Here is a 25,183-nt window from a genome sequence, read left to right on the forward strand (position 1 = left end):
CTGACATGCGGGACCAGTGGTTGGGATGTGTGCTGGCGGGAGCGGTGGGCGACGCGCTCGGCGGGCCGGTGGAGTTCATGGGGCTGGCCGACATCAGGGCGGGCTTCCCCGGCGGGGTGCGGGAGTACGGGATCGCCTACGGCGGGCCGGGGCGCATCACCGACGACACGCAGATGACGCTGTTCACCCTCGAAGCGATGATCCGCGCCCGGATGGCGCGCGGACTCGGCCTCGCCGAGCACCCGGTGAGCGTGCTGCAGCACGCCTACCAGCGCTGGTACCACACGCAGGGCACGCCGTGGCACCGCGCGGGCGGGCTGTACGCGCTGGAGCCCGAGCCGGACGGCTGGCTGGTCAGGGAACCTGACCTGCACCACCGCCGCGCCCCGGGCGCCACCGTGCTCACCGCCCTGCGCGGGTTCGCGGGCGGGCTGCCCTCGGCCGCGCCGGAGCAGCGGGTCAACGACTCCAAGGGCTGTGGCGCGGTCATGCGCGCCGCGCCTGTCGCCCTCTGGTCCGGCGACGCCGCCGAGGTGTTCGACCTCGCCGCGCGCTCCGGCGCGCTCACCCACGGCCACCCCAGCGGCTACCTCAGCGCGGGCGCGCTGGCCTTCCTGGTGCGCAGGCTCCTCGACGGCGCGACCCTGCCCACCGCGATCGAGGAGTCCGTCGCCGAACTGTCCGAATGGGACGGCAACGAGGAGACCGTCGCCGCGCTCGCCGCCGCGGTGTCGCTGGCGGAGAAGGGCAGGCCGACGCCGGAGGACCTGGAGACCCTCGGCGGCGGCTGGGTCGGCGAGGAGGCGCTGGCCATCTCGGTCTGCGCCGCCCTGCACGCCCGCGACGTGCTCGACGGCCTGGCCATGGCCGTCGAGCACTCCGGCGACAGCGACTCCACCGGCAGCATCTGCGGCAACCTGCTCGGCGCGGTGCACGGCGTCGACGCCATTCCCCGGCACCTGCTGGACGCCCTGGAACTGCGCGAGGCCATGACCCGCCTCGTCGGCGACGCCGTGCTGATCTTCACCGCCGAGGAGACCGACCCCGACTGGCAGGACAGCTACCCCGCCTGGTGACCCCGCGCCTGCGCGTCCAGGATGTGCGCGACCGCCTCGGTCACCCGCACCGCCTGCGGCACGTGCAGCCACTCGTCGGGGACGTGGGCGTTGCTGTCGGAGCCCAGCGCGCCGGTCACGACGAACTGCGCGGCCGGGTAGCGCTCGGCCAGCAGGCCCATGAACGGGATGCTGCCGCCCAGGCCCACGGCTCCCCACGGGCTGCCGAACACCTCGCGCGCGGTGGTGTCGAGCGCGGCGCGCAGCCACGGCGCGAGTTCGGGGGCGTCCCAGCCGTCGGCGATGTCGATGCGGTCGAACTCGATGCTCGCCCCGTGCGGGACGTCGGTGGTCAGCGCCTTCTGGATGGCGCCGAGCGCGGCCTTGGCGTCGGCGGTCGGCGGGAGCCGGAAGCTCAGCGACAGGGTCGTGAACGGGCGCTGCACGTTCCCGGCGTCGGCGGGCAGCGGGAAGCCCGCGGCGCCGATGACGCTCAGCGACGGCCGCCAGCTGTTGTTGAGGAGCAGCTCCAGCGGGTCGTCGGTGACGGTGCGGGTGCCGCCGTGCAGCGGCAGCGCGCTCGCCGGGGCCGTCTCGGCGGTCGCCCTGGCCTCCTCGACGCGGTGCTCGGGGATGCGCACCGACAGTTCCGGCAGCAGCAACTCGCCGGTCGCGGAGTCCTCCAGGCGCTCCAGCAGCGCGCGCAGCACGCGGAAGGAGCTGGGCACGATGCCGCCCGCCAGCCCGGAGTGCTGGCCGGACTCCAGGACACGGGCGGTGACGTCGATGGACACCAGGCCGCGCAGCGAGGTCGTCAGCCACATGCGGTCGTAGTCGTGGCCGCCGGAGTCCAGGCAGACCACGAGCGCGATCTCGCCGAGCCGCTCGCCCAGGTGGTCGAGGTAGGCGGGCAGGTCGGGGCTGCCGGACTCCTCGCCGGTCTCGAGCATGATCACGCAGCGCGCGTGCTCGCCGCCGGTGGCCCTGACCGCCTCGACGGCCGCGGTCGCGGCGTACCCGGCGTAGCCGTCGTCGGCCGCGCCGCGCCCGTACAGCCGCTCGCCGCGCTCGACCGCGGTCCAGGGGTCCAGGCCCTCGGACCAGCCGCCGACGGGGGGCTGCTTGTCCAGGTGGCCGTAGAGCAGCACCGTCTCGGCGTCGGCGACCGTGCCGGGGATGTCGACCACCAGCAGCGGGGTGCGCTCGGGCAGCCGCACGATCTCCAGCGTCGCGCCGGGCAGGCCGCGGCCGTCGATCCAGGCCCGCAGGTGCTCCGCGGCGGCGTCGAGGTGCCCGGTGGTGGCCCAGTCGGCGTCGAAGGCCGGGGAGAGCGCGGGGATGGCGATGAAGTCGCGCAGGCTGGGCAGGATCGCCGAGTCCCAGGTCGCGCGCACGTGCTGTCGAACGGCGGAGGTGTCCACGGCCCGATCCTGCCATCAGGGCGGACAGGACGGCTGATGACGTTCTCAGCGGGCCCGCGCCACCCTCGGGGATGAGCCCGCGGCGGCGTTCGTTCCCGCCCGCCGCCGCGGGCTCGCCAGGGTTGGGTGATGCACGTCACTCCTCGGCCGCGGGTGGGTCCGCCGTGCTCGGCCGAACCGCGCCACGCTGCGCCGTTTGTGCGCCCCTATGACCCCCGAACGTCGGTAGTCCTAGGGTTTTCCCAGGTCAGAGGGTCGCAGTTGGTAACGAACGGGCGGGCAGGGCTCACCGGATCGGGCATCGCCGTGCCAGGATGTGGGAACGAACCGTCAGCGCCGACGGGGGCCGAAGCCGAGCGACAGCGGCGGCGGCGTCCCGCGACGCGGCCGTGCCGGCCCGCCACAAGCGGGGGTGCGGACCTGACCCCGAGGAGAACACCCATGTCCTCTGCCGAACAGTGGACGCACCCGGAGCCCAGGGAGGGCCCGGCCGCGACCGCAGCCGCTCCGACAGCAGAGCAGGTGATCGCGGGTTTGCGTGCGACCAGCGAGGGCGGTCCGGAGCTGGTGCAGCTCCTCACGCCGGAAGGTGAGCGGGTCGAGAGCCCCCAGTTCGACCGCTACGTCGCCGACGTCACCGAGGAAGACCTGCGCGGGCTCTACCGCGACATGGTGCTGGTGCGCCGCGCCGACCGCGAGTCCAACGCCCTGCAGCGCCAGGGCCAGCTCGGCATCTGGGTGCCGCTGCTCGGGCAGGAGGCCGCCCAGGTGGGCGCCGGTCGGGCCCTGCGGCCGACCGACATGGTCTTCCCCTCCTACCGCGAGCACGGCGTCGCCTGGTGCCGGGGCATCAAGCCCGAGGAGCTGCTGGGCATCTTCCGCGGCACCGACAACGGCACCTGGGACTCGGTCGCGCACCGCTTCCACCCGTACACGATCGTCATCGGCAACCAGGTGCTCAACGCCGCCGGGTACGCCATGGGGCAGCGCTTCGACGGCAAGGTCGGCGACCCCGACGGCGAGGCCACGATGTGCTTCTTCGGCGACGGCGCCACCAGCCAGGGCGACGTGCACGAGGGCTTCGTGTGGGCGGCGGTCTACGACGCGCCGCTGGTGTTCTTCTGCCAGAACAACCAGTGGGCCATCTCCGAGCCCACCGAGCGCCAGTCGCGCCTGCCGCTGTACCAGCGCGCCCGCGGCTACGGCTTCCCCGGCATCCGGGTCGACGGCAACGACGTGCTCGGCACGCTGGCGGTCTCGCGCTGGGCGCTCGACGAGTGCCGCAACGGCAACGGCCCGGTCCTGATCGAGGCGTTCACCTACCGCATGGACGCCCACACCACGACCGACGACCCGACCCGCTACCGGCTCTCCGACGAGCTGGAGGCCTGGAAGCTCAAGGACCCGATCGAACGCGTCCGCGTGCACCTGGTCCGCCACGGCATGGCCGACCAGGACTTCCTGGACTCCGTGCAGGCCGACGCCGACGAGATGGCCGCCGGACTCCGCGAGTTCTGCTTCACCATGCCCGACCCGCCGGTGCGGCAGATGTTCGACAACGTCTACGCCGAGCCCAGCCCCTTCCTCGACGCCCAGCGCGAGGAGTTCCTCAGCTACCACGCCGCCTTCGGAGGTGAGCACTGATGGCCGCACCCGCGATCACCAAGCCGCAGACGACCCCGGCCGTGCAGTCGCTGACCATGGGCAAGGCGCTCAACCTCGGTCTGCGCGCGGCGATGGAGTCCGACCCCAAGGTCATCGTCATGGGCGAGGACGTCGGCAAGCTCGGCGGCGTCTTCCGCATCACCGACGGCCTGCAGAAGGACTTCGGCGAGCACCGCGTGCTGGACACGCCGCTGGCCGAGTCCGGCATCATCGGCACCGCGGTCGGCCTGGCCGTGCGCGGCTACCGGCCGGTCTGCGAGATCCAGTTCGACGGGTTCGTCTTCCCCGGCTTCGACCAGATCGTCTCCCAGGTCGCCAAGCTGCACGCCCGCACCCAGGGCCGGGTGAAGGTGCCACTGGTCATCCGCATCCCGTTCGGCGGCGGCATCGGCGCCGTCGAGCACCACTCGGAGTCCCCGGAGTCCTACTTCGCGCACACCGCGGGGCTGAAGGTGGTGGCCTGCTCCAACGCCGTGGACGCCTACTGGATGATCCAGCAGGCCATCCGCAGCGACGACCCGGTCGTCTTCTTCGAGCCGAAGCGGTACTACCACTCGGCGGCGATGAAGGCCGAGATCGATCCGTCGGCCACCCCGGAGCCGCTGTTCGCCTCGCGCGTCGTGCGCGCGGGCACCACGGCCACCCTGGTCGCCTACGGCCCGTCGGTGAAGGTCGCGCTCGACGCGGCGACCGCCGCCGAGGAGGACGGGCACGCGCTGGAGGTCATCGACCTGCGCACGCTCTCGCCGCTGGACCTCGGCCCGGTGTTCGAGTCGGTGCGCCGGACCGGCCGGATGGTCGTGGTCAGCGAGTCGCCGTCGGAGTCCTCGATCGGCTCGGAGCTGGCCGCGCGGGTGCAGCAGGAGTGCTTCTACTCGCTGGAGGCCCCGGTGCTGCGGGTGCACGGCTTCGACGCGCCCTACCCGCCCGCGAAGCTGGAGGAGCACTTCCTGCCGGACCTCGACCGGGTGCTCGACGCCGTCGACCGCTCGCTGGCCTGGTGATCCGCTGATGCCGCAGTTCAAGAGCTTCCCCCTGCCCGACACCGCCGAAGGGCTCACCGAGGCCGAGATCCTGTCCTGGCACGTCAAGCCGGGCGACACGGTCACGGTGAACCAGATCATCGTGGAGATCGAGACCGCGAAGGCGGCCGTCGAGCTGCCCTGTCCGTGGGCGGGCGTGGTCACCGAGCTGCACGTGACCCCCGGCCAGACCGTCGAGGTCGGGACGCCGATCCTGACCATCGACACCGACCCCGGCGGCGCCGCCGCCCCGGCGCCCGCGGCGGCGGCCCCCGCCGCCGCGGAGCCCGTCGAGGAGGAGATGAAGCCGCTGGTCGGCTACGGCTCCAAGACGGTCACCGCCAAGCGCAGGCCGCGTAAGGGCCCGGCCGTCCCGGCCGAGCCCGCGGCCGCCGCGGTGCAGGCCCAGGTCGGCGCGGCGTTCAACAGCAACGGGACCACCCCGTCGCCCGCGGTCACCGAGCCGGTGCCCGAGGCCGCCCCCGTCCCCGCGGCCCAGCCGGTGGCCCCGGGCGGCTACGTGCCGCTGGCCAAGCCGCCGGTGCGCAAGCTGGCCAAGGACCTCGGCGTGGACCTGCGGTCGCTGGCGGGCAGCGGGTCGGGCGGGGTGATCACGCGCGAGGACGTCCAGCAGGCCGCCGCCGCGCCGGAGCCCGCCGCGGCCCAGGCCGCCGTCACCCGGGGCGGCGAGCGCCGGGTGCCGATCAAGGGCGTGCGCAAGATGACCGCCCAGGCCATGGTCGCCAGCGCCTTCACCGCACCGCACGTCACGGAGTTCCTCACCGTCGACGTGACGCCGATGATGGAGCTGCGGGCCAAGCTCAAGTCCCACCGCGGGTTCCGCGACGTGCGGGTGACCCCGCTGGCCTTCTGCGCCCGCGCGGTGACCATGGCCATCAAGCGCACGCCCGAGGTCAACTCCGCCTGGGACGAGCAGGCCCAGGAGATCGTCTACAAGGACTACGTGCACCTCGGCATCGCCGCGGCCACGCCGCGCGGGCTGATCGTGCCGAAGATCCGCGACGCCGAGCAGCTGTCGCTGCGGGAGCTGGCGGTGGCCCTCGACGGGCTGACCACCACCGCCCGCGACGGCAAGACCCCGCCCGGCGACATGGTCAACGGCACGTTCACCATCACCAACGTCGGCGTCTTCGGCGTCGACACCGGCACCCCGATCATCAACCCCGGCGAGTCGGCGATCCTGGCCTTCGGCGCGATCAAGGACATGCCGTGGGTGGTCGACGGTGACATCACGGTGCGCAAGGTCTGCCAGCTCGCGCTGAGCTTCGACCACCGGCTGGTCGACGGCCAGCAGGGCTCGGAGTTCCTGGCCGACGTCGGCGCGCTGCTGGCCGACCCGGCCATGGCGATGACCTTCTAGGCGGCCTTTCCGGCGTCAGGGCGAGAAGGGGCGGGACGGCACTCCCGCCCCTTCTTCACGCCCTCGGCAGGTCGAAGTTGCCGATCAGGGTGGCCGCGAACGCGATGTCGCCCTTCACCTTGACCTTCCCGGACAGGAACAGCATGGGCGTGCTGACCGCGCCGGTGACCACGCGCAGGAAGTCCACAGGGCTGATGGTGATCGTCACCCTGGGGTCGGCGGTCGGCTCGTCGCCGGTGGTGCAGACGCCCTCGCGGATGCGCGTCTCGTAGCGGTCGAGGCCGTCGGCGGCAGAGTCGGAGTCGGGGGAGCCGGTGAACGCCCAGTGCACGACGGCGCGCAGCCCCGCCACCTTGCCCGGATCCAGGTGCGCGGCCATGCGGTCGAACAGCTCGGCGAACACCACGTACCGCAGGCGCGGGTGGGCCATCAGCGCCGCCAGCTGCTCGCGCGAGGCCTTGTCCAGGAAGCGGATGAAGGTCTCGGTGCGCAGGCCGCTCAGCCGCACCCCGGTGCCCGCGGTCCCGAGCATGTCGAGCACGGCGATCAGCTCGACGAACTGCTCCGGGGTCAGCAGCGCCGGATCGATCAGCTCGGCGAACCCGTCGAGGTCGGCGACCCGCGCGGGGGGAAGCCGGTGCCACTTCTCTCGCCTGCGCACCTCGCCAGACAACCAGACCCCTACCCGCGCGGCAGGTCGAAGAGGCCGGGCAGCCCGGCGGCGAAGGCCAGGTCGCCGCGCACCTTGAGCCTGCCGGTGAGGAACAGCACGGGCGCGGAGGCGTTCTGGGTGATCAGGGCGAGGAAGTCCGCCGGGGAGAGCGTGATGGTCGCCCTCGGCCTGCCCGCCATCTCCCGGTTCACCGAGCAGGCCGCGCCCGCGATGACGGTCTCCCACCGGTCGTAGCCGCCCGCCCCGGTGCCCTCCGAGAGCCGCCAGTGCACCACGGCCTCGACGCCGCGCACCCGGTCGGGGCGGACGTGGTCGCCCATGCGGCGGAAGACCTCGCCGATGATCCGCGCGCGCAGACCCGCGTCGGCCATGACGGTCTGGAGCTGCTCGCGCGAGGCGCGGCTGATGATCGCGGCGAAGGTGTCCGGGCCCATCCTGGCCAGGTCGACCTCGGCGCCGGCCTCGGCGAGGCGGGTGATGGCCGAGAGCAGCGCGGACAGGTCGCCGCCGCGCAGCTTCCGTGGGTCGATGGCGCGACCGATAGCATCCACGTCGATGTTCCGCGCGGCGATGTCCGCGGGGTTCATCCGATCGAGAAGCTCGACCAGTTCCCGCGGCTTGAGGGCGCCCAGCTCGGCACCGGCGCCCGTGGGCTCGGACATGGCCACCTCCGGCAGTACCTACTCTTCAGTAGGCTACGGCCGGGTAGCTTGGACTGGCAAGGGGGTTCCGGCCAAGTGGGTTCGAGCGATGGGGAGGAAACGGGCGTGAGTGTGGACGAGCGCCGTCCGACGAAGGTGAAGCGGCTGCCGCGCGAGGTGCGCGAGCGCCAGATCCTCGACGCCGCGGTCCGGGTGTTCTCCCAGCACGGCTACCACAACGCATCGATGGACGAGATCTCCGAGGTCGCGGGCGTCTCCAAGCCGATGATCTACGCCTACCTCGGCCACAAGGAAGACCTCTTCGCCGCCTGCATCCGCCGCGAGGCGACCCTGCTCATCGACGCCATCGCCGAGGGCGTGCAGGTCGAGTCCCCGCCGGACATGCAGCTCTGGCACGGGCTGCGCGCCTTCTTCCGCTTCGTCGGCGAGCAGAAGGAGAGCTGGCGCGTCCTGCACCGCCAGGCCACCTCGCAGGGCGGCCCGTTCAGCGACGAGCTGCTGGCCATGCGCGACCGGGCCATCGCCCTGGTCGACGCGCTGCTGGTCCGCTCGGCGACCAGCCGCGGCATGAACGAGGCCGCCACCAAGTCCACCGAGGCGCTCGCCGCCGCGCTGGTCGGCGCGAGCGAGTCGCTGGCGGACTGGTGGCTCGACCACCCCGAGGTCTCCGACAAGGTCGTCGCGGGCTGGCTGATGAACCTCGTGTGGATGGGCTTCGGCGACCTCGTCGACGGCAACGTCTGGACGCCGGTCAAGCCCGAGGACGGTCAGAGCTAGCCGGACGGCCGGTTGAGCACGCCCGCGAGCAGGGAGTGGACAGCGGCGTGATCGGCCGGGTCGGCGAGCTTGCACTGCCCGCCGCGCACCCGGTACCACTCTTCCGCGCCCGCGTAGCGCACCTTCGCCGTCACGACGTTGTCGGGACCGCAGGTCGTGCGCAGTTCCAGGTCGCCGGTGACGACGCCGACCTCCTCGGTCATCACACCGGGCCCGGCCGCGAACGGGGTGGAGTAGTCGCTCATGCCGCCATCCTCCCCGATCAGCAGCGGTCCAGCATGGACGACAGCGCCGTCTTCTCCGTCGACTGCGCGGTCAGGTTGTAGCGGTGCTTGGTGCGGATCCACATCTTGGCGTAGGTGCACCAGTAGGACGACAGCGGCGGCTTCCACGCGGCCGGGTCCTGGTCTCCCTTGGACTGGTTGACGTTGTCGGTCACCGCGATCAGCTGCGGGCCCGACAGGTCGTTGGCGAAGCTCTGCCGCTGCGCGGTCGACCAGGACGACGCCCCGGAGCGCCACGCCTCGGCGAGCGGCACGATGTGGTCGATGTCCACATCGGAGGCCGCGCGCCAGGTCGCGCCGTCGAAGGGGCTGTACCAGCTTCCCGAGGTCGCCGCGCACGAGGAGTCGGTGACCACGTTGGACCCGTCGCGCTTGAGCACGGTCTCACGGGTGTTGCACGCGCCGGAGATGGTGATCCAGTGCGGGAACTTCTCGCGGGAGTAGCCCGACATCGAGCCCTCCGTGGCGGTGCGCAGCGCGGAGAGCTCGCTGCGCGCGGTGGACTCGCTGGGGATTCCGGGTGGTGTCGCCTGCGCGACCCCGGCCAGGCCGAAGGTCATCGCGGCGGTCAGGAGCAGGGAACCGAGGGTCGCTCGGGTTTTCGTCATCGTTCCTCCGTGGCAGGGGAATCACGTGGAGCGGGTCGACAGTGACGAATCGAGGTGGAATGCCTCACTCGTCAGAGTGACGTGATGACGACGGTCAGTGGAAGATCGTTCGCGAAGTTGGTCCGTTCAGAGCAGGCCACGTGTCAGGCGGAGATCGGCGGTGTGGCGGTACCACGTCCAGCGGCCCGCCTCCCTCGGGTGGTCGACCCCGTCGCTGCGCGGGATCACCGGCAGGCAGCCCGCCTGCACCGCGCGGCACTGGAAGGTGTGCACCCGCTTGCCGGTCAGCCCGACCTTGACGACCCGCACGGCGAGTCCGGGGCCGCCGTCGGGGTCGGGGGTCACCTCGACGCGGCTGGCCCGCCCGCGCAGGGCGACGGCGTCGTCGCAGTAGACGACCCCGCGCACGCTGGCGAGCACCCCGAGCCCGACGAGCACGCCGCCCGCGTCGTCGCGGACCAGCGGGACCGGGTCGGCGTCGCCGCGCAGCGCCACCGCGGCGGCGCGCCGGGGATCGGCGGGCAGGTCCCACAGCGCGCGGACCGTGGAGCGCGCCGGGTCGGCAGGCACGTAACCGACCGTGATGGTCTCCAACAGCTCCTTGCGCAGCAGTCGCAGCGCGACCGCGGCGAGGTCGGCGTCGGTTCCGTGCACGACGACGTGCTCGGCGCCGACCAGCAGCGGGTCGAGCACCGGCCGCTCCGGCCGCTCCGGCACGGCGTGCACCTCGACCTGGCTGTCACTGTCGGTGAACAACGCCGCGCTGTCGGCGACGCGGTCGTTTCCGCAGGCCAGCACGAGTGCGTTCAAGGCTGTCTCCTGGTCTAGGCTGAGCCACCGGCATTCGCCCGCGCGATTCCGGGTCCGGGTGTCACCGCAGCTCCACTTGACGAACACCTGGAGTTTCACATGCCGGCTATCGTGCTGATCGGCGCCCAGTGGGGCGACGAGGGCAAGGGCAAGGCGACCGACCTGCTCGGCGACCGCGTGCAATGGATCGTCCGCTACCAGGGCGGCAACAACGCCGGCCACACCGTGGTGCTGCCCGACGGGCAGAAGTTCGCCCTGCACCTGATCCCCTCGGGCATCCTCACCCCCGGGGTCACCAACGTCATCGGCAACGGCGTGGTGATCGACCCGGCCGTGCTGCTCAAGGAGCTGGCCGGCCTGGAGGAGCGCGACATCGACACCTCGCGCCTGCTGATCTCCGCCGACGCGCACCTGATCATGCCCTACCACGTGGCCATCGATAAGGTCACCGAGCGCTACCTGGGCAAGGCGAAGATCGGCACCACCGGCCGCGGCATCGGCCCGGCCTACCAGGACAAGGTCGCCCGCGTCGGCGTGCGGGTGCAGGACCTGCTGGACGAGAAGATCCTGCGGCAGAAGGTCGAGGCCGCGCTCGACACCAAGAACCAGATCCTGGTCAAGGTCTACAACCGCAAGGGCCTGGAGGTCGACCAGGTCGTCGACGAGGTGCTCAGCGCGGGCGAGCGCTTCGCCCACCGCATCGCCGACACCCGCCTGCTGCTCAACCAGGCCCTCGACCGCGGCGAGACCGTGCTGCTGGAGGGCTCGCAGGGCACCCTGCTCGACGTCGACCACGGCACCTACCCGTTCGTGACCTCCTCGAACCCGACCTCCGGCGGCGCCTCCAACGGCTCCGGCGTCGGCCCGACGCGCATCACCACGGTGATCGGCATCCTCAAGGCCTACACCACCCGCGTCGGCTCCGGCCCGTTCCCGACCGAGCTGGACGACGACATGGGCGAGCGGCTGCGCAAGATCGGCGGCGAGTTCGGCGTCACCACCGGCCGCACGCGGCGCACCGGCTGGTTCGACGCCGTCATCGCCCGCTACGCGACCAGGGTCAACGGCATCACCGACTACTTCCTCACCAAGCTCGACGTGCTCTCCGGCCTGGAGCAGGTGCCGGTCTGCGTGGCCTACGAGATCGACGGCCGCCGCGTGGACGAGATGCCGATGACCCAGACCGACGTCCACCACGCCGTGCCGGTGTACGAGAACCTGCCGGGCTGGTTCGAGGACATCTCCCAGTGCAAGACCTGGGACGAGCTGCCCGCCAACGCCAAGGCCTACGTGGAGTACCTGGAGAAGATCTCCGGCGCCCGCGTCTCGGCCGTCGGCGTCGGCCCCGGCCGCGACGAGACGATCGTCCGCCACGAGCTGGTCTGAGCGTCCCGGTGCGGCCCCGCGGTGCGGGGCCGCACCGGGTTCGGCTCAGCCCCGTGCGGCGACGGCCACGTCCGGGTTGTCGGTGAAGACGCCGTCCACGCCCGCCCGCCAGAACGCCTCCAGCTCGGCGAACAGGTCGCCGTAGTCCGACGGCACCGCCGAGGAGCGCAGGTTCGCGGGCAGGAACTGGTTCTCCACCCGGAAGGTGTACGGGTGGACCTCAAGGCCCACCCGGTGCGCGTCGCGGACCAGGCTCGTCGGCTGGGCCAGGTTCCCGGACGCGTCGCGCGGGATGACCGAGTCCTTCGCCGGGCCGAGCCCGTCGGCGTAGGTGGACACCTCGCGCAGGCCCGCCGGGGTCATCAGGTCCCGGTAGGTGCGCGGGTCACCGCTCGCGGTGAAGTCGTAGGGCCGCCCGGACGCGCTGGTCAGCTGCACCAGCGGCACCCGCAGCCGCCGGTCGAGCCACTTGAGGTTGGCGACCTCGAAGGACTGCACGAACACCTTCGCGCCCGGCCGGTTGAGCCCGTTGCGCTCCAGGACCCGCACCAGCTCCGGTTCCAGGGCCAGGCCCAGCCGCTGGAAGTACGTGGGGTGCTTGGTCTCGGGGTAGATCCCGATCTCGCGGCGCAGCTCCCGCGACAGGCGGCGGGTGAGGTCGATGACCTCCTGCAGCGTCGGCACCTCGTAGCGGCCGTTGTAGACGGTGTTCTGCTGGCGCACGTCCGGGATGCGCTCGACGGCGTTGAGCGTCTTGAGCTCGGCCAGCGTGAAGTCCTCCGTCCACCACCCGGTGACCTGGACCCCGTCCAGGTCCTTGGTCACCTTCCGCCCGGCGAACTCCGGCCTGCCCGCCACATCGGTGGTCCCTCCGATCTCCGGCTCGTGCCGCGCCACCAGCACCCCGTCCTTGGTGATCACGAGATCCGGCTCGACGTACTCAGCCCCCATCCGCGCCGCCAGCTCATAGGCGGCGAGCGTGTGCTCCGGCCGATACCCGGACGCCCCCCGATGCCCGATCACCAGCGGCTCAGCCTGCCCATGCCGCGCCTCGGGAGCGGCACTGGCCGGACTGAGCGCCACCACCCCCACCATCGACACCGCGGCCAACACCAACGCACCCACCGCACGCATCCGCGAACCTCCTCGTCAGGGAAACCCACCATCGTCGGCGCACCCAACGCCCTCTGTGCAACCGCCTGACGGGTGGATGAACGCCAGTTGTCCACCCCACTCCCGCCGCCTGCCGCGGCAACCCCAGGGTCGGGCGGGCGGCGGGCGGCGATGCCATCTAGGCTGCTCAGCCGTGCGCGTCCTGGTTATCGGGTCCGGTGCCCGTGAGCATGCCCTCGTCCTCGCCCTGTCGCAGGACTCCGCCGTGACGGCCCTCGCCTGCACCCCCGGCAACGCCGGGACGGCCGCGCTGGCCGAGACCCACCCGGCCGACGCGACCGACAAGGCGTCCGTGGCCGACCTGGCCGTCCGCTGGTCGGCCGACCTCGTCGTCATCGGCCCCGAAGCGCCGCTGGTCGTCGGGGCAGCCGACGCCGTCCGCGCCGCGGGCATCGCCTGCTTCGGTCCCAGCGCCGACGCCGCGCGCATCGAGGGGTCCAAGGCCTTCGCCAAGGACGTCATGGTCGCCGCGGGGGTCGCCACCGCCCACAGCGAGGTCGTCGACACCACCGCCCGCCTCGACGCGGCCCTCGCCCGCTTCGGCCCCACCTGGGTCGTCAAGGACGACGGCCTCGCCGCGGGCAAGGGCGTCGTCGTCACCAGCGACCTCGCCACCGCCCGCGCCCACGCGATGACCCTCCTCGACGGCGGCCACCCGGTGCTGCTGGAGGCCTTCCTCGACGGCCCCGAGGTCTCCCTCTTCTGCCTGGTCGACCCCAACGGGACCGTGGTCCCCCTGCTCCCCGCCCAGGACTTCAAGCGCGTCGGCGACGGCGACCACGGCCCCAACACCGGCGGCATGGGCGCCTACAGCCCGCTGCCCTGGGCCCCCGACACCCTGGCCGAGGACATCGCCCGCACCGTCGTCAAGCCGGTCGTCGACGAGATGGCCGCCCGCGGCAACCCCTTCACCGGCCTGCTCTACGCCGGCCTCGCCCTCACCGCCACCGGCCCCCAGGTCATCGAGTTCAACTGCCGCTTCGGCGACCCCGAGACCCAGGCCGTCCTCGCCCTCCTGCGCACCCCCATGGCAGGCCTGCTCCACGCCACCGCCACCGGCGCCCTCGCCGAACACCCCCCGCTGGAGTGGGCCGACGGCTACGCCGTCACCGTCGTCATCGCCGCCGAGGGCTACCCCGGCCGCCCCCGCACGGGCGACGTCATCGCGGGCTCGGACACCCACGGCGTCCTGCACGCGGGCACCCGCCGCCGCGAGGACGGCGCCATCGTCTCCACCGGCGGCCGAGTCCTCTCCGTCGTCGGCACCGGCGACACCCTCGCCACCGCCCGCAAGGACGCCTACCGCCTGGCCACCACCGTCCACCTCGCGGGCTCCCACCACCGCACCGACATCGCGCTGCGCGCCGAACAGGGCGCCATCAGCGTGTGAGGCGCGGAACCGGCGCGCATTTTCCTTCGTCAAAGTTCAGGTAGCCCTGACAGCCCCGTTGGTAGCCTGCCTACGGAGACGACACCGTCACGATGCGTACGGGGGTGCGCGAGATGAACCTCGGCCCAGCCGGCTTCGTCAACGCCGCAGCGGGCATGGTCCACGCGGCCATGAAGGGACTCGCCACGGCGAACTCCGGCAGATTCGTCGTCAACGAGGACAACATCCTCGCAGCCGGCAAGATCATCCAGGCGCAGATCGATGCGCTGAAGGACCGGCTCGACGACTCCAAGGGCGACCTGCGCGTCGTCCCGCCCGGTAGCGACCGGGTCAGCGGGCTCGTCGCCGAAGAGTGGAACAAGCGGCTGATCGACGATGAGGGCTCGTACGCCGTTCGGGTCGATTCGTACATAGTCGGCTTGGAGAACCTGGTCACCCAGCTTCGCGAGAGCGCGTTGGGATACGGCTACAACGAGGAAGAGATTACAGCGGCCCTGGGGGCCAAGAGTGCGTAGATCGGCGGTCTCTCTCGCTCTTCTCGCGGTTCTGGCGTCTGCCTGCAGTTCGCCCGAGGCAGGCTCCCCTGTGCCCGAGGGAGATCAAGGAGAGCCGACGACCGGTGCTCCCACGACCACTGCTTCGTCCGCGACAGCCGAGCCTCTGCCCGAGCGACCGGAGGCTCTGCCGATAGACGCGGTCAACCCCTGTGACCTCATCACCGACGCCCAGCGCGCGGAGCTGAAGGTCGTGCGGGCGCGGGAGACCAAGGAGGACACCGAGGCCGAATGCGCGCTCACGGTTGAGACCGACTCCCGGAATATCGATGTCCGGATCGTCTCCGACACTCGCGAAGGTGTCGACGCCTGGCTGAAGGGCGACCGCAATGTCGACGCGGAGGTCGCCACTATCGAGGGATACGGGGCGGCCCGGTTCTGGTTGAAGGGCACGAAAGGCTCTGACTGCTCTACCGCGATCGACGTGGCGGACGGACAGAATCTGCAGGTGGGTCTGCTGATCCCAGGTCAGCAGTGGACACGCGAGAAGCTCTGTGAGACCACCGATCGGTTCGCGGCGGCGGCGTTGGCCACGTTGCGGGTTGGGTGAGGGGTGACGGATGAGCGGCGGACTGGGTGATCTGCGGTTCGAGGGGTTCAGCAATGAGCAGCTCGCCGGGGAGATCGACGGGTTGCGCAACGGGGCCGGGTCGGAGTCGTTGCACCGGGCCGTGCACGCGTTGATGAGCATCGCCGACGCGCTGGCGGACACCGATCGCACTCTGCGCCAGGAGCTGCGGAAGATCGGCGTCGAGTGGGAGGGCGCGGCGGCCGAGCAGGGGCAGGAGCAGACGCAGCAGGCGTCGATCTACGCCGAGGACGCGGTGCCGGTGGTGGCGCGGTCGGCGAGCGGGGTGAACGAGCAGGGGGATTCGTTCTCCCACAGCCGCAACTCCGCGCCCAACTCCGACACGCTGCGTGGGCCCTCCCAGCTCAACGGCATCGATCGGTTCGCCGGGATGTTCGGGCACACGACCGACAACGCCAAGAAGGTGCAGGAGACGCAGGCCGCGCGCGGGCAGGCGATCGGGTCGCTCGACGACTACCAGCGCGGGAGCCAGTCGGCGCTGGACAACCACCAGAACCTGCCGGTGCCGCCGGGGATGGACCTGGTGTCGCGGCCGACCGATCCGCACGGCATGACCTCCGCCCAGGGCTTCCACGGCAACCAGGGCGCCTACACGCCGGGCGGCGGGGCCGGAGGTCCGACGACGGCCGGGCCGGTCGGCATCGGGAACGGACAGGGGCACCTGGGCTACACCGGGATCAACACACCGGGCGGGCCGGGACAGTCGCCCGGTGGAGGCCAGAGTTCGCCGCTGCCCGGTCGGGTGGCGGGGATCGGGCCGGTTCCGGGGGTTCCGGGTATGCCGATCGGTGGTGGCCCCGGGTTCACGCCGCGGCCGTTCCCGTTCGGCCTGGTGGCGGACATGGGTGCGCTCGCCGGGGTTGCCGGGGCGACGGCGGGAGGCGCGGCCGCTGGGGCAGCACTGCCGAAGGACAAGCTGGTCAGGGGTGGTGCGGGCGGGGCGTCCGCGGGCGGGGCCGACGGCAAGGCCGCGGGCAAGGCGGCCGTCGACGGACCCGACGCGCGGGCGCGGGGCGCGGCGGCCCTGGCCGGGGTGCCCGACGAGCAGGCGCGGGCGGCGCGCGCGGCCGAGCGGCTCGGCGGTGGCGCGGGCAAGTCCGGTTCGTCGCTGATGTCGCCCGCGGCGGGCAGCGCGCCGGGCGAGGACGACGACGAGCACGTGCGCAAGTACGGCATCGACTCCGACGACGTCTTCGCCGACGAGCGCCTCGTGATCGACGCCGTGCTCGGCGGCGAGGACGACGCGCGCCGTTGACCGAGACCCTGGTCCTCTCGGCGCTGGAGTTCGACGTCGTCTGGGAGGCCGAGCGCCTGCCGAGCAAGCACGTCGCGCTTGACGTGCCCAGCCCGGGAATCACCCACTCCGAGCGCGCCCTGCTCGTGGAGCGCGCCTTCGACAGCCTGGCCGCGCGCGGTCTCGCCAAAGGCGGGCGAGCTGTGCCCGAGCTGGCCGACCGGCTGGCGCTCCTGGCGTACCCGCAGGTGAGCGTGGACGTCTGGGTGTGGACCGATCGCGAGATCGCGGCGCTGGCCGCGGGCAGCGGCGGCCAGGCGATGCTCGGCGCGGTCGACAAGGGCGAGGTCTGGCTGATCCCGGCCCGCGCGACGGCCCTGGCCGACGCCGCGGTGTCGATGGCCGGCAACGGACCAGCGGGCCCCGGCCGCTCGATCAGCCTCCCGACGGACGTGCTGGAGGAAGCCGACGCCCGCTGCCGCGGCGACGCCCAACGCCTCACCACGATCCTGTCCGAACGCGACATCCCGTTCAGCGAGGCGCAAGCCCTCTCCGCGATGGTGACCGGCATGGCCGCCCGCGGCCAGTTCGGCGCCGAACGCCTGCACCGCGACCAACGCCGCACCCGCGCCCCCCGAGTCGTCTCCTTCCACGACACCGCCGAGGGCCGCTACCTCTACCTCAAGCGCCCCGCCAACGACGGCCGCATGTGGAGCACCATCACCCCGGCCGACAACGCTCGCATCACCGCCTGCGTCTGGGAACTCCTCGACGAAGCGTGACCACCGGCCTCATCGCCGAGCACCGCTCTCGCAGCGGACCACTGCTCGCGAGCGGCAATCCTCCACGAGAGCAGCAATCCGTGCCGAGAGCACTGCTCCGCAGCGCAGGCAGCAGTTCGTAGCGAGAGCAGTGCTCTCAGATGTGAGCGGTGATCTCAACGAGAGCGGTGCTCTTCGCCGCGAGCGGCTGTGCGGTGAGAGCGGCGCTCTGCGATACGGACGGAAATCCTCGGCGAGAGCAGTGCTCTGAGTGAGAGCAGTGCTCCACTACGGGAGCGCCGTTGTGTTGGGAGAGCGCCGCTCTCTCGGCTGGGGCAGTTGTGTGGAAGCGATGCAGCAGGTGAGGACGGATTCGATGGAGGTGGTTGGAGCCGAGAGGAGATGGACGGGGAATGGGCGGGTGCGAGGGAATGCGCGGGCGTGCGAAGGAATGGCCGGTCGAGGGAATGGGCAGGGCGTGAGGCGAGGGGCAGGGCGCGAGGCGAGGGGCAGGGCGCGAGGGAATGGGTGGGGAATGCCGGGGCGCAAGGGGGTGGACAGAGCGCGAGGGGTGCGCGGAATAGCCGGGGAGCAAGAGGGATGGGCGGGGGATGGGGTTGTGAAGGTGATGGATCGGCGGCGGGGTTAGTGGCGCTCGACTAGGAGGACGGCGGTGTCGCCGGGGTGGGTGGCGAAGATGGATTGGGCCGAGCCTCCGTTGATGGCTACCGCGACCCGGGCGGCTGAGTCGACCAGGACCACCGCCGAGCCCGGGGCCGCGTCGGCGAAGGTTCGGCCCATTCGGGCTTGTAGTGATCGGCCGCCGATCTCCACGTGTACCGCGCGGCCCGGGGTGGTGCCCGCCGCGGTCAAGTCGTCCGCTGTGGCCGCGAGCTGGATGTTGCCGAAGCCGTCGGCTCCCAGAACCTCCGTCGTCACCCGGCCGGGCACCGCCGAGGTGACTGGCGCGGGCAGGCGGATCAGGGTCGCCGGGTCCACCTCCGGGCCCAGCTCCCCCATCGGCCGCCCGAGCGCCAGGTGTGCCGCCGCCGGGGCGAACACGTCGCGGCCGTGGAAGGTCGGGGAGACCGGCTCCAGGCGCACCTCGGTCAGCTCGACCGCCCCCACCACCCCGCCGAGCGCCGCCGCCGCGGGCACCAGCAATCCGTTGTCCGGCCCCACCAGCACCCCGCCGAGCGCCGCGACCGCCACCGCTCGCCGCCGCGTCCCCACCCCCGGGTCCACCACGGCCAGGTGCACCGAGGACGGCAGGTACGGGACCGCCTGCGCGAGGAGGTCCGCGCCCCGCCGCACGTCCTGTGCGGGCACCTGGTGCGTGACGTGCACCACGCGGACGGCGGGTGCGATGCGGGCGATCACGCCCTCGCAGATCGCCGGGAACCCGTCGGCGAGGCCGTAATCGGTGGTGAAGGTGATCCAGTCGTAGGTCACCGGTCGAGTGTCCCGCAATGCGGACACCGCACCACCCGGGTGGGAAGTTCCGGTTCACTGCCGAGGTGACGACCCTGGTCAAGGTGCGGGCCCCGGAGCTGGTCGGCCGCGGGTGGCTGAACACCGGCGACGCCCGGCCGCGCCTCGCCGACTTCCGCGGCAAGGTGCTGCTGCTGGACTTCTGGACCTTCTGCTGCATCAACTGCCTGCACGTGCTCGACGAGCTCCGCCCGCTGGAGGAGGAGTTCGCCGACGTGCTGGTGACCGTCGGGGTGCACTCGCCGAAGTTCGTCCACGAGGCCGACGAAGCGGCGCTGCGGGCCGCGGTCGAGCGCTACGACGTGCGCCACCCCGTGCTGGACGACCCGGACCTGACCACCTGGCAGGCCTACGCCGTCAAGGCGTGGCCGACGCTGGTCGTGGTCGACCCCGAGGGCTACGTCGTGCACGTCGCCGCCGGTGAGGGGCACGCCGAGGCGCTGCGCAGGGTCATCGCCGAGGTCGTCGCCACGCACGAGGCCAAGGGCACGCTGCACCGCGGGGACGGGCCGTACGTGCCGCCGCCGCCCGCCGAGACCGAGCTGCGGTTCCCGGCCAAGGCGGTCGCCCACGACCGCGGCCTGCTGGTCGCCGACACCGCCCACCACCGCGTGGTCGAGCTGGTCGACGGCGAGCTGACCAGGACGTTCGGCACCGGTGAGCGCGGCAGGCGCGACGGGCCGGAGCCGACTTTCTCCGAGCCGTCCGGCCTCGCCGTGCTGCCCGAGCACATCGCCGCGCAGGTCGGCTACGACGTCGTCGTCGCCGACACCGTGAACCACCTGCTGCGCGGCCTCAACACCGAGACCGGCGCGGTCACCACGGTCGCGGGCACCGGCGCCCAGTGGCGCGACGGCACGACCGACGGGCCCGCCCTGGACATCGACCTCACCAGCCCCTGGGACGTCGTCTGGTGGGAGCCCGCGGGCGGCGTCGTCGTCGCCATGGCCGGAAACCACACGATCGGGTGGTTCGATCCGGTCGCGGGCCGCATCGAGCGGTTCGCGGGGACGACCGTCGAGGGCCTGCTCGACGGACCCGCCCACGAGGCGTTCTTCGCCCAGACCTCCGGCCTCGCCGCCACCGCCGAGCGCCTCTGGCTGGTCGACTCCGAGACCTCGGCCCTGCGTTGGATCGACCCCGATCGGATGGTCCACACGGCTGTCGGCGCGGGCCTGTTCGACTTCGGCCACCGCGACGGCCCCGCCGAGAAGGCGCTGCTGCAGCACCCCCTCGGCGTGACCGCGCTGCCCGACGGCTCGGTCGCCGTCGCCGACACCTACAACGGCGCCATCCGCCGCTACGACCCCGCGTCCGACCAGGTCAGCACGCTGGCGACCGGCCTGGCCGAGCCCTCCGGCGCGGTCCTGCTCGACGGTGACCTGCTCGTCGTCGCCTCCGCCGCGCACCGCCTGGAGCGCACGCCGCTGGCCGATGAGATCGTCGCAGGCGACGCCCACCAGGTGCGCAGGCCGCCGACCGACATCGCCGCGGGCGAGCTGGAGCTGGTCGTGGTGTTCACCCCGCCGCCCGGCCAGAAGCTCGACGACCGCTACGGCCCCAGCACCCGCCTGGAGGTCACCGCCTCCCCGCCCGAGCTGTTGATCGACGGCGCGGGCGTCGGCACCGACCTGACCAGGGCGATCCGCGTCTCCGACCGCTTCGGCGACGGCGTGCTGCACGTCGTCGCCCAGGTCGCGGCCTGCGACACCGACGACGCCGAGCACGGCGCCTGCCACCTGACCAGGCAGGACTGGGGCGTGCCGGTGCGGATCACCGGGAACGGGACGAACCGCTTGCCGCTGGTCATGGGCGGGCTCGACAGCCGTCCCTGAGGTCATCGCGCTTTCCGCAGGCGGTTAGGATTCGCCGGTGCCGGAACTGAAGCTCGAGATCCAGCTGCTGCACGACCGCGTGCTGGTGCAGCTCACCCCCGAAGAGGGGGAACGGCGCAGCAGCGGGGGCATCGTCATCCCGGCCACCGCCCAGATGGCCAAGCGGCTGTCCTGGGGCGATGTGCTCGGGGTCGGCACCAGCGTCCGTCACGTGAAGGTGTCCGACCGGGTGCTGTTCAACCCCGAGGACCAGATGGAAGTCGAGATCCAGGGCCGCACCTACCTGGTGATCCGCGAGCGGGACGTGCACGCCATCGCCAGCGAGCGCACCGAGCACGGAACCGGCCTGTACCTGTGAGAACCGCGAGGGCATGAGGGGGAAGTCGTGCCGCAGGACCACCACTGGCCCGGCCAGGAGCACCAGTGGCCGGTGTCCCACGGTGAGCAGACCGACCTGCTCCCCCACGTGGGCGCCGACCAGGCCACCCAGCGCATCGGCCCGGTGGTGCCGCCCCCGGGCGGTGCCGCGGAGCCGAAGGCCAAGCGCGGCATGCGCAAACCCGCGATCATCGCGGGCGCGGCGTTCGGCGCCCTCGTCGCGCTCTACGGCATCGACCTGCTGGTGACCAGCGGCTCGGTGCCGCGCGGGGTCACCGTGGCGGGCGTCGACGTCGGCGGCATGTCGACCGACGAGGCCGAGGCGGCGCTGCGCGCGGAGATCGAACCGCGCCTGAGCCAGCCGGTGGCGCTGCGCGCGGGCACCGTCGAGCAGAAGCTCAACCCGGCCGACGCGGGCCTGACCCTGGACTGGACGGCGACGCTGGAGCAGGCGGGCGACCAGCCGCTGAACCCGTTCACCCGGGTCGGCTCGTTCTTCAGCACCAGCGAGATCGGCGTCGTCACCGCGACCGACGACGCCAAGCTCGACGCGGCGATGGACAAGCTGGCCACCGACACGGCCAAGGACCCGGTCGAGGGCGCGATCACCTTCACCGGCGTGCAGCCGGTGGCCGTCGACCCGATCCCGGGCCAGTCGCTGGACGTGCCCGCCTCCCGCACGGTGATCGTCGACGGCTGGGCGCGCGGCGAGGAGTTGACGCTGCCGGTGGCCACCACCCCGGTCAAGACGACCGCCGACGGCGTGGCCGCCGCGCTGGAGCAGGTCGCCAAGCCCGCGGTGGCCAAGCCGGTCGTGGTCAAAGGCCAGGGCAAGGACGCCACCATCAAGCCGGAGGTCATCGCGGGCGCGCTGAGCTTCGCCCCGGCCGAGGGCGGCGGGCTGACCCCCAAGCTGGACCTCAAGAAGGTCACCGACGCGGTCAAGCCGCAGCTGGAGTCCACGGAGAAGGAAGGCAAGGACGCCGAGATCGTCTTCGAGGGCGGCAAGCCGACCGTGACCCCGTCGGTCGACGGCATGGGCATCAAGTACGACACCGCCTGGAAGCCGCTGCTGGACGTGCTGAAGAAGGCCGACGGCCGCGAGATCAAGGTCGAGTACGCCAAGACCCCGGCGAAGGTGACCACCGAGCAGGCCAAGGGCCTGGGCATCAAGGAGGTCATCGGCGAGTTCACCACGCAGGGCTTCGCCGCGGACTCCGGCGTCAACATCCGCGTGGTCGCGGGTGAGGTCAACGGCGCGATCGTGAAGCCGGGCGAGACGTTCAGCCTCAACGGCCACACCGGGCCGCGCACCGAGTCGCAGGGCTACGTCGGCGCGGGTGTCATCAAGGACGGCGCCCCGGGCCGCGCGGTCGGCGGCGGCATCTCGCAGTTCGCCACCACGCTCTACAACGCCTCGTACTTCGCGGGCATGAAGGACGCCGGGCACCAGGAGCACAGCTACTACATCAGCCGCTACCCGGCCGCGCGCGAGGCCACGGTGTTCCAGAACCCCGACGGCAGCAGCGTCATCGACCTGAAGTTCACCAACGACGCCGACACCGGGGTGGCCATCCAGACCGTGTGGACGCCGTCGTCGATCACGGTGAAGATCTGGGGCACCAAGCGCTACATCATCGAGTCGGTCACCGGCCCGCGCACCAACCCGACGCCGCCCTTCGAGAAGGAGGGGCCGAAGGAGAACTGCAAGGCCTCCAACGGCGCGGGCGGGTTCACCATCACCGACACCCGGGTCGTGAAGAACCTGTCGGGCTCGGTGGTCCGCCGCGACACCCGCACGGTGCGCTACAACCCGCAGCCGAAGATCATCTGCCCGTCGCCGGACCGCAAGCCCGACGAGCCGTAGAACCGCTGGTCGAAGGCCCCCCGACGTGCTGTCGGGGGGCCTTCGCGCTACCGGGGTGACTTCATCTTCGCCCACAGCCCGGCGACCACGGTCACCGCGACCACGGCGACGATCACCTGGAGCACGATCTCCAGGAAGTCGATGCCGGGGGTGTCGTCCCAGCCGAACGGCTTGGCCAGGAACGTGCCGATGAACGCGGCGGCGACGCCGGTGAGGATGGTCAGCCACCAGGGGATCTTCTGGTCCCCTTTGGCGATGGCCCGGCCAAGGACGCCGAGGATGGCGCCGACGATGATCGCGCTGAAGATTCCGCCGACTGGCATGGGACGGCCCTCCTTCTCTTCCGTCGTCAGGCTGGCACCACAGGTTTCGACCTGCCCGCCGAGTGACACCTCCTCCACGGCGGTTTCACCTGATCGAGTGAGGGAGGCGGGCGGTGGTGGTCGACGCGGAGCGGGTCGCCAGACCGGTCCAGAAGTTCGGCAAGGCGGGGATGGTCGCCTACGGCGCCGTGTACGTCGTGCTGGCCTGGCTGGCGTTGCAGGTGGTGCTGGGCGGTCGCAAGGAGAACACCGACCAGAACGGTGCTCTCGCCGAGATCGCCGCCGGTCCCGGCGTCGCGGTGCTGTGGGTGCTGGGGATCGGCCTGTTCGCCTTCGCGCTGTGGCAGGCGATGGAGACCGCGGTCGGCTACACATGGGTGCACAAGAAGAGCAAGCGCCTGCGCAAGCGGGTCAGCTCGGGCATCCGCGCGGGCACCGGCGTCGTGCTGGGCCTCGCCGCCGTGCGCATCGCCTCCGGCGGCGGCGCCGGCGACAGCGACAAGAAGCAGCAGGAGATGACCGCGACCGTCATGGACTGGCCCGGCGGGCAGTTCATCGTCGGCCTGGTCGCCCTCGTCGTCATCATCGTCGGCGTCTCGGGCATCGTCACCGGCGTGCGCGGCTCGTTCATGGACGACCTCAACGCCGCCGACCTGCCCGCGGGCAGCCGCAAGTGGGTCGAGCGGATCGGCAAGGTAGGGCACATCGCCAAGGGCATCTCGATCGCCGCGATCGGCGGCCTCATCGGCGCGGCGGCCCTGACCAGAGACCCCGGCGAGGCGGGCGGCCTGGACGCGGCGCTGCGCACCCTGGCGGGCCAGCCGTTCGGCATGGTGCTGCTCGGCGCGATGGCGGTCGGCTTCGCCGCGTTCGGCGTCTACTGCTTCGCCGCCGCCAGGGCCCACCGCTAGCGCCTGGTGTCGACCCGGTGGAAGTTGCGGTACGCACGCGAGGGCGTCGGGCCGCGCTGCCCCTGGTAGCGCGAGCCCGCCTCCTTCGACCCGTACGGGAACTCCGCCGCCGAGGACAGCTGGAACAGGCACAGCTGGCCGATCTTCATCCCCGGCCAGAGGGTGATCGGCAGGTTCGCCACGTTGGACAGCTCCAGCGTGATGTGCCCGGTGAAGCCCGGATCGATGAACCCGGCCGTCGAGTGCGTGAGCAGCCCCAACCGCCCCAGCGACGACTTCCCCTCCAGCCGCCCGGCCAGATCGTCGGGCAGCGTCACGGACTCGAACGTCGATCCGAGCACGAACTCCCCGGGGTGCAGCACGAACGGCTCGTCACCCTCGACCTCGACCAGCGACGTGAGGTCGTCCTGCTGCTGCTGGGGATCGATGTGGGTATAGCGGGTGTTGTTGAACACCCGGAAGTAGCGATCCAGCCGGACGTCGACGCTGGAGGGCTGCACCATCGCCGGATCCAGCGGCTCGATCCCGAGCCTGCCGGACTCGAGTTCCTTGCGGAGTTCGCGATCGCTCAGCAGCACGGGGACACCCTAGCCGGGTGCGGCGCTCGGACGGCACGGTGTATGCTCACGGCGAGCTTGATCTTGCGGATGTAGTTCAATGGTAGAACATCAGCTTCCCAAGCTGAATACGCGGGTTCGATTCCCGTCATCCGCTCCATCGGTGAAGCCCCAGGTCAGCAAGCCTGGGGCTTTCGCTTTTCCGCACACCCGGACCACGACGCGGTCGAATGCGGAGACCAACAGCGCGGTGCTCCTGGTCAGCATGTTGTGCCGCGAAGCGTCGGTGTTGTCCGCTGCGGTGAGTTCCGACCAGTCCAACCGGTACCCCGCGTGGGCGGCCACCTCTGTGTCCAGGAATCGCCAGTTCGCGAAA

General features: G+C 71.9%; 25 protein-coding genes and 1 tRNA gene. 16 read left to right on the top strand and 10 right to left on the bottom strand.

Annotation, left to right across the window (positions count from 1 at the left end; genetic code table 11):
* The first annotated feature begins 5 nt into the window (after positions 1–5).
* Positions 6–1,076 carry an ADP-ribosylglycohydrolase family protein gene (locus ACFPM7_RS01100; protein WP_378242750.1) on the top strand — a complete coding sequence of 357 codons (1,071 nt, stop codon included), beginning with the start codon at positions 6–8 and terminating at the stop codon, positions 1,074–1,076.
* Here the strand turns inward: ACFPM7_RS01100 and ACFPM7_RS01105 are convergent.
* Positions 1,061–2,476: a M20/M25/M40 family metallo-hydrolase gene (locus ACFPM7_RS01105; RefSeq protein ID WP_378242752.1), complete on the bottom strand. Its 1,416-nt coding sequence runs from the start codon at positions 2,474–2,476 to the stop codon at positions 1,061–1,063. The two genes, ACFPM7_RS01100 and ACFPM7_RS01105, sit on opposite strands and share 16 nt — an antisense overlap.
* A 441-nt stretch (positions 2,477–2,917) precedes the next feature.
* Between ACFPM7_RS01105 and pdhA the strand changes: the two genes are divergently transcribed.
* From pdhA to ACFPM7_RS01120, 3 genes are read left to right on the top strand one after another with little or no spacing between them, the layout of a single operon-like run.
* Positions 2,918–4,120: a pyruvate dehydrogenase (acetyl-transferring) E1 component subunit alpha gene (gene pdhA / locus ACFPM7_RS01110; RefSeq protein ID WP_378242754.1), complete on the top strand. Its 1,203-nt coding sequence runs from the start codon at positions 2,918–2,920 to the stop codon at positions 4,118–4,120.
* Entirely contained in the window at positions 4,120–5,145 is a 1,026-nt protein-coding gene (locus tag ACFPM7_RS01115; RefSeq protein ID WP_378242756.1) for an alpha-ketoacid dehydrogenase subunit beta, read from the top strand. Before pdhA ends, ACFPM7_RS01115 begins: the two co-directional genes overlap by 1 nt.
* Positions 5,146–5,152: 7 nt before the next feature.
* Positions 5,153–6,544: a dihydrolipoamide acetyltransferase family protein gene (locus tag ACFPM7_RS01120; RefSeq protein ID WP_378242758.1), complete on the top strand. Its 1,392-nt coding sequence runs from the start codon at positions 5,153–5,155 to the stop codon at positions 6,542–6,544.
* 55 nt (positions 6,545–6,599) lie between these two features.
* Here ACFPM7_RS01120 and ACFPM7_RS01125 read toward each other — a convergent pair whose 3' ends face one another.
* A complete protein-coding gene (locus ACFPM7_RS01125) occupies positions 6,600–7,205 on the bottom strand; it encodes an SCP2 sterol-binding domain-containing protein (RefSeq protein WP_378242760.1) in 606 nt (201 codons plus the stop codon).
* 20 nt (positions 7,206–7,225) lie between these two features.
* Positions 7,226–7,879 carry an SCP2 sterol-binding domain-containing protein gene (locus ACFPM7_RS01130; protein ID WP_378242762.1) on the bottom strand — a complete coding sequence of 218 codons (654 nt, stop codon included), beginning with the start codon at positions 7,877–7,879 and terminating at the stop codon, positions 7,226–7,228.
* A 105-nt stretch (positions 7,880–7,984) separates the two neighbouring features.
* On the opposite strand from ACFPM7_RS01130, the gene ACFPM7_RS01135 reads away from it, so the two are divergent.
* A complete protein-coding gene (locus tag ACFPM7_RS01135) occupies positions 7,985–8,656 on the top strand; it encodes a TetR/AcrR family transcriptional regulator (RefSeq protein ID WP_378242764.1) in 672 nt (223 codons plus the stop codon).
* Here ACFPM7_RS01135 and ACFPM7_RS01140 read toward each other — a convergent pair.
* The 3 genes from ACFPM7_RS01140 to ACFPM7_RS01150 all read right to left on the bottom strand — a co-directional run bounded on the left by ACFPM7_RS01140 (position 8,653) and on the right by ACFPM7_RS01150 (position 10,358).
* Positions 8,653–8,901, bottom strand: a complete 249-nt coding sequence (locus tag ACFPM7_RS01140; protein WP_378242766.1) for a hypothetical protein — start codon at positions 8,899–8,901, stop codon at positions 8,653–8,655. The genes ACFPM7_RS01135 and ACFPM7_RS01140 overlap by 4 nt on opposite strands.
* A 17-nt stretch (positions 8,902–8,918) precedes the next feature.
* Entirely contained in the window at positions 8,919–9,548 is a 630-nt protein-coding gene (locus ACFPM7_RS01145) for an HNH endonuclease family protein (RefSeq protein ID WP_378242768.1), read from the bottom strand.
* A gap of 126 nt (positions 9,549–9,674) precedes the next feature.
* Complete coding sequence (locus tag ACFPM7_RS01150) at positions 9,675–10,358, bottom strand: hypothetical protein (RefSeq protein WP_378242770.1); 684 nt, start codon at positions 10,356–10,358, stop codon at positions 9,675–9,677.
* A gap of 99 nt (positions 10,359–10,457) precedes the next feature.
* Here ACFPM7_RS01150 and ACFPM7_RS01155 point away from each other — a divergent pair, with 99 nt between their 5' ends.
* A complete protein-coding gene (locus tag ACFPM7_RS01155) occupies positions 10,458–11,744 on the top strand; it encodes an adenylosuccinate synthase (protein WP_378242772.1) in 1,287 nt (428 codons plus the stop codon).
* Positions 11,745–11,789: 45 nt separating this feature from the next.
* Here the strand turns inward: ACFPM7_RS01155 and ACFPM7_RS01160 are convergent, their stop codons facing one another.
* Complete coding sequence (locus ACFPM7_RS01160) at positions 11,790–12,878, bottom strand: glycerophosphodiester phosphodiesterase (RefSeq protein ID WP_378242774.1); 1,089 nt, start codon at positions 12,876–12,878, stop codon at positions 11,790–11,792.
* A gap of 172 nt (positions 12,879–13,050) precedes the next feature.
* Here ACFPM7_RS01160 and purD point away from each other — a divergent pair, with 172 nt between their 5' ends.
* From purD to ACFPM7_RS01185, 5 genes are all read left to right on the top strand, one after another.
* Positions 13,051–14,307, top strand: coding sequence for a phosphoribosylamine--glycine ligase (gene purD, locus ACFPM7_RS01165; RefSeq protein ID WP_378242776.1), 1,257 nt, complete (start codon positions 13,051–13,053; stop codon positions 14,305–14,307).
* A 104-nt stretch (positions 14,308–14,411) separates the two neighbouring features.
* Positions 14,412–14,822: a hypothetical protein gene (locus ACFPM7_RS01170; protein ID WP_378242778.1), complete on the top strand. Its 411-nt coding sequence runs from the start codon at positions 14,412–14,414 to the stop codon at positions 14,820–14,822.
* Positions 14,815–15,411: a DUF3558 domain-containing protein gene (locus tag ACFPM7_RS01175; RefSeq protein ID WP_378242780.1), complete on the top strand. Its 597-nt coding sequence runs from the start codon at positions 14,815–14,817 to the stop codon at positions 15,409–15,411. Before ACFPM7_RS01170 ends, ACFPM7_RS01175 begins: the two co-directional genes overlap by 8 nt.
* A 10-nt stretch (positions 15,412–15,421) precedes the next feature.
* A complete protein-coding gene (locus ACFPM7_RS01180; protein ID WP_378242782.1) occupies positions 15,422–16,705 on the top strand; it encodes a hypothetical protein in 1,284 nt (427 codons plus the stop codon).
* On the top strand, positions 16,702–17,466 hold the full coding sequence (locus tag ACFPM7_RS01185) for an ESX secretion-associated protein EspG (protein ID WP_378242784.1): 765 nt from the start codon (positions 16,702–16,704) through the stop codon (positions 17,464–17,466). Before ACFPM7_RS01180 ends, ACFPM7_RS01185 begins: the two co-directional genes overlap by 4 nt.
* A gap of 624 nt (positions 17,467–18,090) precedes the next feature.
* On the opposite strand, the gene ACFPM7_RS01190 is transcribed toward ACFPM7_RS01185, so the two are convergent.
* On the bottom strand, positions 18,091–18,897 hold the full coding sequence (locus ACFPM7_RS01190; RefSeq protein WP_378242786.1) for an SAM hydrolase/SAM-dependent halogenase family protein: 807 nt from the start codon (positions 18,895–18,897) through the stop codon (positions 18,091–18,093).
* 83 nt (positions 18,898–18,980) lie between these two features.
* On the opposite strand from ACFPM7_RS01190, the gene ACFPM7_RS01195 reads away from it, so the two are divergent.
* From ACFPM7_RS01195 to ACFPM7_RS01205, 3 genes are read left to right on the top strand one after another with little or no spacing between them, the layout of a single operon-like run.
* Positions 18,981–20,771 (top strand): NHL domain-containing thioredoxin family protein, encoded by a 1,791-nt coding sequence (locus ACFPM7_RS01195; protein WP_378243802.1) that lies wholly within the window; start codon positions 18,981–18,983, stop codon positions 20,769–20,771.
* A gap of 37 nt (positions 20,772–20,808) precedes the next feature.
* Positions 20,809–21,129, top strand: coding sequence for a GroES family chaperonin (locus tag ACFPM7_RS01200; RefSeq protein WP_189209125.1), 321 nt, complete (start codon positions 20,809–20,811; stop codon positions 21,127–21,129).
* A 27-nt stretch (positions 21,130–21,156) separates the two neighbouring features.
* The gene (locus ACFPM7_RS01205) at positions 21,157–23,016 is read left to right on the top strand and encodes a VanW family protein (RefSeq protein ID WP_378242789.1); all 1,860 of its coding nucleotides are present in this window, start codon (positions 21,157–21,159) and stop codon (positions 23,014–23,016) included.
* 47 nt (positions 23,017–23,063) lie between these two features.
* Here the strand turns inward: ACFPM7_RS01205 and ACFPM7_RS01210 are convergent, their stop codons facing one another.
* Entirely contained in the window at positions 23,064–23,339 is a 276-nt protein-coding gene (locus ACFPM7_RS01210; protein WP_378242791.1) for a GlsB/YeaQ/YmgE family stress response membrane protein, read from the bottom strand.
* Positions 23,340–23,452: 113 nt separating this feature from the next.
* Here ACFPM7_RS01210 and ACFPM7_RS01215 point away from each other — a divergent pair, with 113 nt between their 5' ends.
* A complete protein-coding gene (locus ACFPM7_RS01215; RefSeq protein WP_378242793.1) occupies positions 23,453–24,250 on the top strand; it encodes a DUF1206 domain-containing protein in 798 nt (265 codons plus the stop codon).
* On the opposite strand, the gene dcd is transcribed toward ACFPM7_RS01215, so the two are convergent.
* Positions 24,247–24,828, bottom strand: a complete 582-nt coding sequence (gene dcd, locus ACFPM7_RS01220) for a dCTP deaminase (protein ID WP_378242795.1) — start codon at positions 24,826–24,828, stop codon at positions 24,247–24,249. The two genes, ACFPM7_RS01215 and dcd, sit on opposite strands and share 4 nt — an antisense overlap.
* A 65-nt stretch (positions 24,829–24,893) precedes the next feature.
* Here dcd and ACFPM7_RS01225 point away from each other — a divergent pair.
* A tRNA-Gly gene (locus tag ACFPM7_RS01225) sits at positions 24,894–24,967 on the top strand.
* Positions 24,968–25,183: the final 216 nt, after the last annotated feature.

The sequence above is a fragment of the Actinokineospora guangxiensis genome (assembly GCF_042657845.1).
In the GTDB taxonomy this organism is placed as follows: domain Bacteria; phylum Actinomycetota; class Actinomycetes; order Mycobacteriales; family Pseudonocardiaceae; genus Actinokineospora; species Actinokineospora guangxiensis.